The 12,162-nt window shown below is 54.3% G+C and carries 12 protein-coding genes; 5 read left to right on the top strand and 7 right to left on the bottom strand.

The genetic code is table 11. The annotated features are described in order from the left end of the window. Positions 1 to 148 precede the first annotated feature (148 nt). Genes rseC through rpoE form a run of 4 tightly spaced genes read right to left on the bottom strand, consistent with a single transcriptional unit; the run spans position 149 to position 2,824 of the window. Positions 149 to 613 carry a SoxR-reducing system protein RseC gene (rseC, locus tag AAIE03_RS02500; protein WP_013026770.1) on the bottom strand — a complete coding sequence of 155 codons (465 nt, stop codon included), beginning with the start codon at positions 611 to 613 and terminating at the stop codon, positions 149 to 151. Then, positions 610 to 1,566, bottom strand: a complete 957-nt coding sequence (gene rseB / locus AAIE03_RS02495) for a sigma-E factor regulatory protein RseB (protein WP_024471263.1) — start codon at positions 1,564 to 1,566, stop codon at positions 610 to 612. Before rseB ends, rseC begins: the two co-directional genes overlap by 4 nt. Continuing rightward, positions 1,566 to 2,219 (bottom strand): anti-sigma-E factor RseA, encoded by a 654-nt coding sequence (rseA, locus tag AAIE03_RS02490; protein WP_014594339.1) that lies wholly within the window; start codon positions 2,217 to 2,219, stop codon positions 1,566 to 1,568. Before rseA ends, rseB begins: the two co-directional genes overlap by 1 nt. A gap of 26 nt (positions 2,220 to 2,245) precedes the next feature. Continuing rightward, on the bottom strand, positions 2,246 to 2,824 hold the full coding sequence (rpoE, locus tag AAIE03_RS02485) for an RNA polymerase sigma factor RpoE (RefSeq protein ID WP_006120509.1): 579 nt from the start codon (positions 2,822 to 2,824) through the stop codon (positions 2,246 to 2,248). Between the two features lie 371 nt (positions 2,825 to 3,195). Between rpoE and nadB the strand changes: the two genes are divergently transcribed. Further along, positions 3,196 to 4,857, top strand: a complete 1,662-nt coding sequence (gene nadB, locus AAIE03_RS02480) for an L-aspartate oxidase (RefSeq protein ID WP_426143743.1) — start codon at positions 3,196 to 3,198, stop codon at positions 4,855 to 4,857. On the opposite strand, the gene trmN is transcribed toward nadB, so the two are convergent. After that, positions 4,839 to 5,591, bottom strand: a complete 753-nt coding sequence (gene trmN, locus AAIE03_RS02475; RefSeq protein ID WP_014605254.1) for a tRNA(1)(Val) (adenine(37)-N(6))-methyltransferase TrmN — start codon at positions 5,589 to 5,591, stop codon at positions 4,839 to 4,841. The genes nadB and trmN overlap by 19 nt on opposite strands. A 167-nt stretch (positions 5,592 to 5,758) precedes the next feature. Here trmN and srmB point away from each other — a divergent pair, with 167 nt between their 5' ends. Beyond that, complete coding sequence (gene srmB / locus AAIE03_RS02470) at positions 5,759 to 7,087, top strand: ATP-dependent RNA helicase SrmB (protein WP_014594342.1); 1,329 nt, start codon at positions 5,759 to 5,761, stop codon at positions 7,085 to 7,087. Between the two features lie 208 nt (positions 7,088 to 7,295). Here srmB and grcA read toward each other — a convergent pair whose 3' ends face one another. Continuing rightward, the gene (gene grcA / locus AAIE03_RS02465; protein ID WP_498562765.1) at positions 7,296 to 7,679 is read right to left on the bottom strand and encodes an autonomous glycyl radical cofactor GrcA; all 384 of its coding nucleotides are present in this window, start codon (positions 7,677 to 7,679) and stop codon (positions 7,296 to 7,298) included. Positions 7,680 to 7,935: 256 nt separating this feature from the next. Between grcA and ung the strand changes: the two genes are divergently transcribed. Then, positions 7,936 to 8,616 (top strand): uracil-DNA glycosylase, encoded by a 681-nt coding sequence (ung, locus tag AAIE03_RS02460; protein WP_014594344.1) that lies wholly within the window; start codon positions 7,936 to 7,938, stop codon positions 8,614 to 8,616. 58 nt (positions 8,617 to 8,674) lie between these two features. Here ung and grpE read toward each other — a convergent pair whose 3' ends face one another. Further along, positions 8,675 to 9,256: a nucleotide exchange factor GrpE gene (gene grpE, locus AAIE03_RS02455; protein WP_015699722.1), complete on the bottom strand. Its 582-nt coding sequence runs from the start codon at positions 9,254 to 9,256 to the stop codon at positions 8,675 to 8,677. Positions 9,257 to 9,378: 122 nt separating this feature from the next. On the opposite strand from grpE, the gene nadK reads away from it, so the two are divergent. Both nadK and recN read left to right on the top strand, forming a co-directional pair. Continuing rightward, positions 9,379 to 10,257, top strand: coding sequence for an NAD(+) kinase (nadK, locus tag AAIE03_RS02450; protein WP_014605252.1), 879 nt, complete (start codon positions 9,379 to 9,381; stop codon positions 10,255 to 10,257). Between the two features lie 84 nt (positions 10,258 to 10,341). After that, positions 10,342 to 12,003 (top strand): DNA repair protein RecN, encoded by a 1,662-nt coding sequence (recN, locus tag AAIE03_RS02445; protein ID WP_014605251.1) that lies wholly within the window; start codon positions 10,342 to 10,344, stop codon positions 12,001 to 12,003. Positions 12,004 to 12,162: the final 159 nt, after the last annotated feature.

The following is a 12,162-nucleotide window of genomic DNA, read 5'->3' as shown; positions in this document are numbered from 1 at the left end:
AACCCACAATCCTGTCAGCCTCATTAATGACGACGCATATTACACTGTTAAGGCCGCGCATAAAAGAATGGAACGTTGTGGAAGCGAAACAGTTTTTGGCGAGGCGCCATAATGACAGAAGCCGCAGCAAGTGCGGCTTGAGTGAGGATCAGGCTTCGCTTTCAACGCGCAGTGCATCCGGCGGCAAAGCGATGTTCAAAATAACGGGCTGGAATGCCTCGCGATCGCCAAATTTCATCGAAATACCTTTGGCCACGATGAAGCCCCCCACGCCGCCTAACAGCGCGCCGCAGGCCGCAGCGAGATCGCTACCAAACAGCGCCTGAAACAGGCCGGCAAACAGGAACAGGCCAAACAGAGGCGTCATATAAACCAGCAGCGCGGAACCCAGCAGGCTGCTCTCTTTGATACCGAGTTCAACACGCTGGCCCGGCGTCAACGGCTTGCTGCTGGCGATCTGCATCACGTGCGCGTTCTTTGGCCCCAGCTTATTCAGCATATGGCTACCGCAGCCTTTACGTGCCTGACAGCTGTTGCAGGACGTTTTAGCTTCAGTGTGCAGCGTGGCGATGCCATCCTGCCATGCCACCACAGTGGCCCATTCTCTCATCATTTTTTTGCCCCGAATTCGACGCTGTCTGCGATACGTTTGGCCGTCACGGGCGGTAGTTCGCCGACGACCGTAATTTCGTTATTATCGCGTATTACGGTTTGCACCGTACGACGTCCCGTGCGCAATGTCTGTGCGGTGCTGTTTTTATCTGCCGGAGTGACATTGACCGCAAAGCTAAACAGGCCATCGCTGTAGAGCCGTGATTCAACCGATTTATTTAACGCGGGAATGGTGCGACGACTTTGCGAGACCAGCGTCATGCCGGCGGGGAGCCAGGCGGGCTGCCAGTCTAACGAAACGTTATCGGTTTTAGTTAACGACAGCGACGGCGGCAAATTCGCTTTCTCCAGCCCCTGCATCAGATTGCGAACGCCATCGTCCACCGCGAAGCTGATAACGCGAAACTGCTCCATCGTTTCACCATCCCGGTCAAGCAAATCGACCCGGAGCGGCAGCTTGGTATCCACGTCCAGCCAGACAACGTAGCTGTAGCGCGTGCCATCGCGTGAAACGATGCGCACTACGTCGCACATCTGGTCGGCAATGCGTGAACGGCCCACGGTGATAAAATCGTAGGCGGTATCCAGCTTGCTAAAATCGGCGTAAATAATGGACGGTAGCGCATCCACAATGTGGTTGCCCGGTAGCGAGAAAGGCTCAATGCCAGGTTCAAAATAGCTGATGTCGTTGCCGCGTTGAATCACTTCACGACGCGGACCGTCCATCTGCAATACCTGCGCATAAACGCGATCGTCGATAACCGCATGACGATAGCGCAGAGATTCCATGCCAAGGCGGGAAACGTTAATGTAGGCGAGTTCGTAGTTGAGGGTCTGGCTTGCCTGCTCCATCTGCTGCAATAACGCCCCAGACGCAGAAACCTGCGCTGGGGCGGCAGATGACCACAACAGGCTGCCTGCCAGAAGGCTGACGGCATACCATAGCGGCTTCATTACTGCTGCTGCATTCCTAATGACTGATTACCAGGGACATTGGCCTGCGCTTGTTTAGGCGCATTGGTTTCGAACTGCAGCTGATCCGCATGCAGGCGACGCTGGAGTTCATAGTCCTGCAGCATGGCATTCACGCGACGACGTTGATCCTGCACCTGCTGAGTCGCATTACCGTTGCCAAAGGCATCCGATGGCACGCCAAGGCTCACGGGAGAGGCTTTACCCATGACAGGTAAGGTGTTGAAGACCGGCGAATCAGAACTTTCGACGCTGCCGCTACCCGGTTGGTTATAGTGCTGAACGCCAACGATAACAGCCAGGGAAACACAGGCGGCGACACCAACCTGGGTAATCTGTGCCGCCCACGGGCGAGCTTTATGCCAGAACGGCATTTTTTCCCAGCGAGAAGGTTCGGGCTGTGCTTCGGGGATCAAGGTTGTGACGTTGCGCTGCGGCTCTTTTTCAATCGCAGCAGCGACGCGTGCAGCAATGTCAAAATGCAGGTGCTCGCCCACGTCACCGCGCATGGTATCGCGGATAAGATGGTAGCGTTCCCAGCTTTTTTGTAATTCTGCGTCTTTGGACAGCGCTGAAAACAGCTCACTGTCTAAAGCCTCACCATCCATTAAAGCGGAAAGTTTTTCTTTCTGCATGCCTAATACCCTTCCAGTAGCCGTTATCACTGACGTTGGATAAGCGGTTGAACTTTATTATCAATGGCCTCACGTGCACGGAAGATGCGGGACCTGACCGTGCCCACCGGGCAATCCATAATGACGGCGATCTCTTCATAGCTCAGACCGTCAAGTTCCCTGAGGGTAATTGCCATTCGCAAGTCCTCAGGAAGCGCCTCGATGGTACGAAAGACGATTTGTTTCAGTTCATCTGACAACATTAAGTTCTCAGGGTTCGAAATTTCTTTCAATGCGCCCGCACTTTCGAAGTTTTCAGCATCAATTGCATCAACATCACTGGAAGGCGGACGACGCCCCTGAGCGACCAAATAATTTTTTGCTGTATTCACTGCTATACGATACAGCCAGGTGTAAAACGCGCTATCGCCCCGGAACGAGTCCAGCGCACGATAAGCCTTAATAAATGATTCCTGAACGACATCAGGCACATCGCCTGAAGGGACATATCGTGAGACCAGGCTCGCCACTTTATGCTGGTAACGAATTACCAGTAAGTTAAACGCCTTTTGATCCCCCTTCTGAACCCGTTCAACAAGAACCTGGTCCGCTAACTGCTCGCTCATCCGAGGTAATGTCTCCCCAAATACTTTCTTATGCGTTAAGGAACTGCCAGCACACCGCTATTGAGCAAGCATGCGCTTTGAGTCTTTGCGTGGCAAAAAGTTCACTCTCGGCCTCTTTTAAGCCACTTTGCGGCAAAATCACACAGTTTGTTCATTTTCGTTCAGTGTAACGCGCGCAAATCGCAGGCAGAGTAACCTATGACAACAGCTTTTTCATCTTTAAATCCTTGTAATCGATTAAGTTTGGTATAAAAAACCCGATTTAAACCTGCAAAACATTAACCTCTTGATATCACTAATGAATTAATTTTCAGACACGCATATTGCCGCGTTTGTGTTCAAAATACTTCACAAAAAATGTCCAAACGCTTATGCTCGGTCCATTCTTGTTTAGTAAATTAAACACTATGACAACTTTCTCTTCCTCTGATTATCAGTGTGATGTCCTTATCGTTGGCAGCGGTGCAGCAGGATTGTCGCTGGCATTGCGTCTGGCAGAGCATTATCAGGTCACCGTATTAAGCAAAGCGCAGGTCAATGAAGGCTCGACGCTGTATGCGCAAGGCGGGATTGCGGCGGTTTTTGACGAAACCGACAGCATTGATTCACATGTGGAAGACACGCTGATCGCGGGTGCAGGTTTATGCGATCGGGCCGCCGTCTCCTTTGTGGCCAGCAATGCGCGGCACTGCGTGCAATGGCTGATTGATAACGGCGTAGCATTTGATACCGATCCGCAGGCTGCAGGCGAGATGCGCTATCACCTGACGCGTGAAGGCGGCCACAGCCACCGCCGTATCCTGCACAGCGCGGATGCGACGGGTCGCGAAGTGGAAACCACGCTGGTAGGCAAAGCGTTGCATCATCCCAATATCCGCATTCTCGAGCGCACCAACGCGGTGGATCTGATTCTTTCGGATAAGCTCGGCCTGCCGGGCCCGCGCCGGGTGACCGGCGCCTGGATTTGGAACCGTAATCGTGAACGGGTTGAGACCTGCCGCGCACGTGGCGTGGTGCTGGCGACGGGCGGCGCGGCCAAAGTGTATCAGTACACGACCAACCCCGATATCGCCTCTGGTGATGGCATTGCGATGGCCTGGCGGGCAGGATGTCGCGTGGCTAATCTGGAGTTTAACCAGTTTCATCCGACCTGCCTGTTTCATCCCCAGGCACAAAACTTTCTGCTCACTGAAGCGCTGCGCGGCGAAGGAGCCTGGCTGGTGCGGCCCGACGGCTCGCGTTTTATGCCCGACTTCGATGCACGTGCTGAACTGGCGCCGCGCGATATTGTCGCCCGCGCCATCGATCACGAGATGAAACGCCTTGGCGTTGACTGTATGTATCTGGATATCAGCCATCAGCCTGAAGCCTTTGTGCGTTCACACTTCCCGATGATCTACGAAAAACTGCTGACCTTTGGTTTCGATCTGACCAAAGACAGGATCCCGGTGGTGCCTGCCGCGCACTACACCTGCGGTGGCGTCATGGTCAACGCGCAGGGCCGTACGGATATCAACGGCCTGTATGCCATCGGTGAAGTCAGCTACACCGGCCTGCACGGTGCCAATCGCATGGCCTCCAACTCGCTGCTCGAATGCCTTGTATATGGCTGGTCGGCAGCAGAGGATCTGCTGCGTATTTTACCGGAGGTCGAAGCCGTTGATAACCTGCCGGCCTGGGACGACAGCCAGGTGGATGATGCCGATGAACGGGTGGTGATTCAGCATAACTGGCATGAGCTGCGGCTGTTTATGTGGGATTACGTGGGCATTGTCCGCACCACCAAGCGGCTGGAGCGGGCACTGCGCCGCATTACCTTGCTGCAACAGGAGATAGACGAGTATTACCACCATTTCCGCCTGTCCAATAACCTGCTGGAGCTGCGTAACCTGGTGCAGGTGGCTGAGCTGATGGTGCGCTGTGCACTACAGAGAAAAGAGAGCCGCGGGCTGCATTTTATCCGCGACTATCCGGATTTGCTCCCTGAGGCCCAGCCTACCGTGCTGCAACCGGGTCAGGACATAAACAAATAGAAGTCACGCGTCAGGCTTTGCCAGGCGTCTGAGTACTGTCTGTCTGCATCGCGAATAGCCAACCGCTCAAACAGGGTTTCGCCGGGGCTGGGAGAAAAGCCCAGCAGAACCCGATGCGGGGGACGATGTGCGTACTCTGCGACATCAAAACGAAAGCGTAAGTGCCAGCCGTCAGCCTGTGCCAGCGCGATAACCTGCTGCCCTGTCGCTTCGGGTAAGACCACACAGAAAAATCCCTCTTCTTCGATCAGCGCGGCCGCACAGCGCAATAACGTCTGATGATCTAATGAACCGGTGGCACGTGCGCTGTCTCTAGCCGGGGTTGCGCAGGCCACACCGGGATCAAAGTAAGGAGGATTACTGACGATAAGCGAGTAACGCGCTTCGCAGTTTTCAGCCCACTGGGCGATATCCTGTTGATGAACCTGCATTCGCGCTGCCCACGGCGACTGCTGGATGTTTTCATGCGCCTGCTGTGCGGCGTCCGGATCTAACTCTACGGCATCCACGTCGACATTCGACGGAGTACGCTGGGCCAGCATCAGGGCTATCAGGCCCGAACCGGTGCCGATATCGAGAATCCGCTTCACCCCGGCGACCGGTGCCCATGCGCCCAGCAAAATACCATCTGTGCCGACCTTCATCGCACAGCGGTCATGTGCAACAAAAAACTGCTTGAAGGTAAAACCGTTCTTTTTTAATTGTGGCCGCGCCTGCGGCTTGTCCTGCATCATACTCAGCGACCATTCACCTTTTATCCTGCCGTACGGCAAGGCGTAAGTGTAACGTGGTGGGTTGGGGAATTCACGCCGTTGACGTAATCTGGCGCAGTCAATACCGATAAACAGATGAAGATTATGTTCGATCTGTCTATAATCAGCGCCCCAAACTGAGGTAGAACATGACCGTAACCACATTTTCCGAACTTGAACTCGACGAAAGCCTGCTTGAAGCGCTGCAGGAGAAAGGCTATACGCGCCCGACAGCAATTCAGGCTGCTGCCATTCCCCCCGCGCTGGAGGGCCGCGACGTTCTGGGTTCGGCACCTACCGGGACCGGGAAAACCGCCGCGTATTTATTACCGGTGTTGCAGCACCTGCTCGATTTTCCGCGCAAGAAGTCTGGCCCGCCGCGTATTTTAATTTTAACGCCAACCCGTGAGCTGGCCATGCAGGTTGCCGACCAGGCACGGGAACTGGCGAAACACACGCATCTGGATATCGCCACCATCACTGGCGGCGTGGCCTTCATGAACCACGCTGAAGTGTTTAGCGAAAATCAGGATGTCGTGGTTGCCACCACCGGTCGTCTGCTGCAATACATTAAAGAAGAAAACTTTGACTGCCGCGCCGTAGAAACGCTGATCCTGGATGAAGCCGACCGCATGCTGGACATGGGCTTTGCTCAGGATATTGAAACCATCGCGGGCGAAACGCGCTGGCGCAAACAGACGATGCTGTTTTCTGCCACGCTGGAAGGCGAGCATATCAAGGATTTTGCCGAGCGCCTGCTGAATGAACCGGTTGAACTGGAAGCCGATCCGAGCCGTCGCGAGCGTAAGAAGATCCAGCAGTGGTATCACCGCGCCGACGATCTTGAGCACAAGACAAAGCTGCTGGTTCATCTGTTAAAGCAGCCGGAAGTGACCCGTTCAATTGTGTTTGTGCGCAAGCGTGAACGTCTGCACGAGCTGGTCAGCTGGCTGCATGATGCCGGTATCCGCACCAGCTACCTTGAAGGTGAAATGGTGCAGGCTAAGCGCAATGAGGCGATTAAACGCCTGGTCGAGGGGCGCGTCAATGTGCTGGTGGCGACCGATATTGCCGCACGTGGTATTGACGTCGACGATGTCAGCCACGTCATCAACTTCGATATGCCGCGCACCGCTGACACCTATTTGCACCGCATTGGCCGTACTGGCCGGGCCGGTCGTAAAGGTATCGCGATTTCGCTGGTTGAAGCACACGACCATCTGCTGCTCGGTAAAGTCAGCCGCTACGTTGATGAACCGATTAAAGCCCGGGTGATTGACGAGCTGCGTCCTGTTACGCGCGCGCCTTCGGCGAAAACGACGGGAAAACCGTCGAAAAAGGCGCTTGCCAAGCGTGCAGAGAAAAAAGCGAAAGAAGAAGAGAAACCGCGGGTTAAAAAGCGTCACCGTGACCTCAAAAACGTGGGCAAGCGTCGCAAGCCGAGCGGCAGTACGCCGGGCAGCGAGAGTGCGGAATAAATCAGCACGGACTTAAAAAAATCGCCTCCATTGAGGCGATTTTTGTTTTTGAAAGGCCTGTAAATACGCGTTTAGCGTGATTTTAGCATCGAACAGCCCACGCTGGCCTGCCAGCCCAAACGCGCGCTTACCCAATCAAATTTATCATATTGTTAAAATTGATAAATTTTGCAGACAGGCGCTGCGTTTTATTTAAGCGCCCGATCCGTTACAAACTTTCAGTAAAGGTACGGGCAATCACATCGCGCTGCTGCTCCGCGGTCAGTGAGTTAAAGCGCACGGCATAGCCCGAAACACGGATTGTCAGTTGGGGATACTTTTCGGGATGTTTCACGGCATCTTCCAGCGTTTCGCGGCGCAATACATTGACGTTGAGATGCTGACCGCCCTCTACGCGAACCTGAGGTTTCACCTCAACCGGCACGTCGTGGTAAGCCACGTCGCCTAACTCCCCAATCTTCACAATCTGATCCTCCTGATAGCCTGCAACGGCACAGAGGCAGCGCGCTTCGGCTTTTTCTTCGTCCAGCAGCCAGAAAGAGTTAATTAACGCCGGATTACTCGATTGGGTAATCTGAATACCTGTGATCATTTCAATCTCTCCTGCAAGGTGCGACCTTCGTCTACACCGTGACTCAGTCAATTTGAGCTGTTGGTATACCACCCGATGTCTGCCATAGTTTTGACCTGCATCAATTACCGCCGGGCGTTTTATCGCCACCCTGATAAGCTTTTGATTTTAAAAACCCGCCTTAGGAAAATTTTGTTTAATTCTTCAAAAATTTTTGGGCTTCATGTCTGAAGACTGAACCGCTAAGCTTAGGGTTCGAAATACAAGGGAGTTGATCATGGCTGAAAAGCTGACCTGGCACGACGTGCTGGCCGAAGAGAAAGAAAAACCCTACTTCATCGAAACCCTGAAGCATGTCGCGAATCAGCGGGCCGCAGGCGTAACGGTTTATCCGCCTCAGAAAGATGTGTTTAACGCGTTTCGCTTAACCGAATTAGGTGACGTTAACGTCGTGATTCTGGGGCAGGACCCTTATCACGGCCCGAACCAGGCACACGGGCTGGCTTTCTCTGTGCTACCGGGCGTGCAGACGCCGCCGTCACTGCAGAACATGTACAAAGAGCTGCAGCAGGACATTCCGGGGTTTGAGCGGCCCAGCCATGGTTATCTGGCAAGCTGGGCGGAACAGGGCGTGATGTTACTGAACACCGTACTGACCGTTGAAGCCGGTAAAGCGCACTCTCACGCCCGACTGGGATGGGAAACCTTTACCGATACGGTGATTAAAGCTATCAACGAACAGCGTGAAGGCGTGATCTTTCTGCTGTGGGGCTCGCACGCCCAGAAGAAAGGCAGCATTATCGATCGCCAGCGCCATCACGTGCTGCAGGCGCCGCACCCTTCCCCGCTTTCCGCGCATCGTGGCTTCTTTGGCTGCCAGCATTTTTCCCAAACCAATGCGCTGCTACGCGATGCCGGTAAAACGCCGATTAACTGGACGCCGGTATTACCTGAGTAAACGCCATAAACACAAACGGCCGCGTCAGTGCGCGGCCGTTTGCAGGGTAAGACAGTAATCAGGCTTTCGCTTTCGCCACGGCAACCATGGCCGGACGCAGCAGGCGGCCGTTAAGCGTATAACCGCGTTGCATGACCATCATGACGTGGTTAGGCTCGACATCCTCAGACTCCATCATCGACATCGCCTGGTGCACTTCAGGATTAAAGGGCACACCGGTTTCGCCGACCACTTCAACACCGAATTTACGCACCGCGCCCAGCAGGGATTTCAGCGTAAGCTCAATGCCTTCAACCATAGAGGCAGACTTCTCGTCTTCTTTGTTGGCCAGTTCCAGTGCACGTTCCAGGCTATCGATCACCGGAAGCAGCTCATTGGCAAACTTCTCCAGCGCAAACTTGTGCGCTTTTTCAATATCCATCTCGGTGCGGCGGCGAACGTTTTCAATTTCTGCCTGCGCACGCAGCTGCGCATCACGCACGCCCGTCTGCAACTGGGCTAACTCAGCTTCAAGCTGAGCGATGCGCTCATCACGCGGATCCACCTCTACTGCTGTCTCCGCGTCCTGAGGTTGGTGTTGATCCTGTTGAATTTCGTCTGAGACTTGCTCGTTTGGGGTGTTCTGTTCTTTACTACTCATGAATTTCTCCGCGTTTTGCACATTCACGTCGCTGGTTGGCTTATTATGGGGATTGGTTTGACGGATTCAAGGGAACACGTCACATCATCGTGCCGATTTGGCTTATGAGGAACACCCACTCGATGAACAAACACTTTAACTGCATTGGTATTGTGGGCCATCCACGCCATCCTACCGCGCTCACCACACATGAGATGCTGTGTCGCTGGCTGACTGCCAAAGGCTATCCCGTTATCGTTGAACAGCAGATTGCACAGGAACTGTCGCTGGGGAATGTTCAGACCGGTACGCTGGCTGAGATTGGCCAACAGGCCGATCTGGCCGTCGTGGTGGGCGGCGACGGCAATATGTTAGGTGCCGCCAGAGTACTGGCGCGTTATGACATAAAAGTGATTGGCATTAACCGCGGTAATTTAGGGTTTTTAACCGATCTTGACCCCGATAACGCCCATCACCAGCTCGATGAAGTGCTGAACGGCAACTATTTTGTCGAAAGCCGCTTTCTGCTGGAAGCACAGGTCTGCAAGACGGATTGCTCCCCGCGTATTGGCAGCGCCATCAATGAAGTGGTGCTGCATCCGGGCAAAGTCGCGCACATGATTGAGTTTGAAGTGTACATCGACGAAGTCTTTGCCTTCTCGCAGCGTTCCGATGGCCTGATTATTTCCACGCCTACCGGTTCCACCGCCTATTCGCTTTCAGCGGGCGGCCCGATTTTAACACCGTCGCTCGACGCCATTACCATTGTGCCCATGTTCCCGCACACCTTGTCGGCGCGCCCGCTGGTGATCAACAGCAGCAGTACGATTCGGCTGCGTTTCTCGGCACGGCGTAACGACCTTGAGATCAGCTGTGACAGCCAGATTGCGCTGCCTATCCAGGAAGGAGAAGATGTGCTGATTCGCCGTAGCGAAAATCATCTCAACCTTATCCATCCTAAAAATTACAGTTATTTCAATACGCTGAGTTCAAAACTGGGCTGGTCAAAAAAATTGTTCTGAAAATGAGCGCGCCCTCTTTACTGGATAAAAAACCAGTTTATACTGTATGAAAAACCATATGTGTTTATTCATACAGGTGACGCTATGCTGGCACAACTGACCATCAGCAATTTCGCTATCGTTCGTGAGCTCGACATTGATTTCCAACGCGGTATGACCGCCATCACCGGTGAGACCGGTGCAGGTAAGTCTATTGCTATCGATGCGCTTGGGTTGTGCCTCGGCGGTCGCGCCGATGCGGACATGGTGCGTCAGGGGGCCAGCCGTGCTGACCTGTGTGCGCGCTTTCAAATTAAAGCGTCGCCTTCTGCCCAGCGCTGGCTGAGCGATAATCATCTCGACGACGGCAACGAGTGCCTGTTGCGCCGCGTCATCAGCGCCGATGGTCGTTCACGCGGCTTTATCAATGGTACGGCCGTTCCTCTCTCGCAGTTACGCGATCTGGGCCAGTTGCTGATCCAAATCCACGGCCAGCATGCCCATCAGCTGCTGCTCAAACCCGATCATCAAAAGCACCTGCTGGATGCCTACGCCGGTCATGACGACCTGCTCGTTCAGATGCGGGCATCCTATCAGACATGGCACCAGAGCTGCCGTACGCTGGCGCAGCATCAGCAACAGGCGCAGGAGCGGGAATCCCGCCGTGAGCTGTTGCAGTACCAGCTTAAAGAGCTGAACGAGTTTGCGCCGGTAGCGGGGGAATTTGAGCAGATTGACGAAGAGTACAAACGCCTGGCCAACAGCGGCCAGTTGCTGTCGACCAGCCAGCAGGCGCTGCAGCTGTTAGCCGACAGTGATGACACCAATCTGAACAGCATGCTGTACAGCGCGCGTCAGATGCTCTCTGAACTCACTGCGATGGATGACAAGGTCAGCGGCGTTTATAACCTGCTGGAAGAAGCCGCCATTCAGCTGAGCGAAGCCAGTGACGAACTGCGTCACTACTGCGACAGTCTGGATCTGGATCCGAACCGCCTCTATGAGCTGGAACAGCGCATTTCCCGGCAAATCGCCCTGGCCCGCAAGCACCATGTGGCACCAGAGGGCCTGCCCGCCGTGCACCAGCAACTACTCGATGAAGCGGAACTGCTGTCACAGCAGGAAAGCGATCAGGAAAGCCTGCAGACGTTGGTAACCGAACACTACAAGGCTGCCCTGGCGTGCGCGGAGCAACTGCATGCGCAACGCACCCGTTATGCCAACGAGCTACAGCAGCTGATTACCCAAAGCATGCATCTGCTTTCGATGCCGCACGGCCGCTTTGCCATTGAGCTGATTTTTAACCCGGAGCAACTGACCGCCGACGGCGCCAGCCGCATTGATTTTCAGGTAACAACCAACCCCGGACAGCCGTTGCAGCCGCTGGGGAAAGTCGCCTCGGGTGGTGAGCTGTCGCGTATCGCGCTGGCGATTCAGGTTATCACCGCGAAGAAAATGGAAACGCCGGCGATGATTTTCGACGAAGTTGACGTGGGGATTAGCGGTCCGACGGCTGCGGTAGTGGGTAAAATGTTGCGTCAGTTGGGCGAATCTACCCAGGTGATGTGCGTAACCCACCTGCCGCAGGTTGCGGGCTGTGGGCATCAGCATTTCTTTGTCAGCAAGGAAACCGATGGCGAAATGACAGAAACGCATATGCAGCCTCTGGATAAGCGCGCACGCCTGCAGGAACTGGCGAGGTTACTGGGCGGCAGCGAGGTCACCCGCAACACACTGGCTAACGCGAAAGAACTTTTAGCGGCCTGATATGCACTTTTTTACCACAGCGTGGTCATATGCATGCTCTGTAGAGGTTTCCAATAGCGAAAAGGTTTATTATCATCGACAGCTAATGTCGCCTGAATAATAAAGCCTGCCGCAGGCAGAGTTCAGAATTTGATGGCAGAAGAACAGCCTGTAAAAGGC

The organism is Pantoea sp. Ae19-2, assembly GCF_059801205.1.
The sequence above is the reverse complement of the archived record's forward strand: the minus strand, read 5'-3'. Positions and strand labels throughout refer to the sequence as shown.

Coding starts and splice junctions, on each gene's coding strand:
- rseC (WP_013026770.1), bottom strand. CDS start 613: ATGATGAGAGAATGGGCCACTGTGGTGGCATGGCAGGATGGCATCGCC.
- rseB (WP_024471263.1), bottom strand. CDS start 1,566: ATGAAGCCGCTATGGTATGCCGTCAGCCTTCTGGCAGGCAGCCTGTTG.
- rseA (WP_014594339.1), bottom strand. CDS start 2,219: ATGCAGAAAGAAAAACTTTCCGCTTTAATGGATGGTGAGGCTTTAGAC.
- rpoE (WP_006120509.1), bottom strand. CDS start 2,824: ATGAGCGAGCAGTTAGCGGACCAGGTTCTTGTTGAACGGGTTCAGAAG.
- nadB (WP_426143743.1), top strand. CDS start 3,196: ATGCTCGGTCCATTCTTGTTTAGTAAATTAAACACTATGACAACTTTC.
- trmN (WP_014605254.1), bottom strand. CDS start 5,591: ATGATGCAGGACAAGCCGCAGGCGCGGCCACAATTAAAAAAGAACGGT.
- srmB (WP_014594342.1), top strand. CDS start 5,759: ATGACCGTAACCACATTTTCCGAACTTGAACTCGACGAAAGCCTGCTT.
- grcA (WP_498562765.1), bottom strand. CDS start 7,679: ATGATCACAGGTATTCAGATTACCCAATCGAGTAATCCGGCGTTAATT.
- ung (WP_014594344.1), top strand. CDS start 7,936: ATGGCTGAAAAGCTGACCTGGCACGACGTGCTGGCCGAAGAGAAAGAA.
- grpE (WP_015699722.1), bottom strand. CDS start 9,256: ATGAGTAGTAAAGAACAGAACACCCCAAACGAGCAAGTCTCAGACGAA.
- nadK (WP_014605252.1), top strand. CDS start 9,379: ATGAACAAACACTTTAACTGCATTGGTATTGTGGGCCATCCACGCCAT.
- recN (WP_014605251.1), top strand. CDS start 10,342: ATGCTGGCACAACTGACCATCAGCAATTTCGCTATCGTTCGTGAGCTC.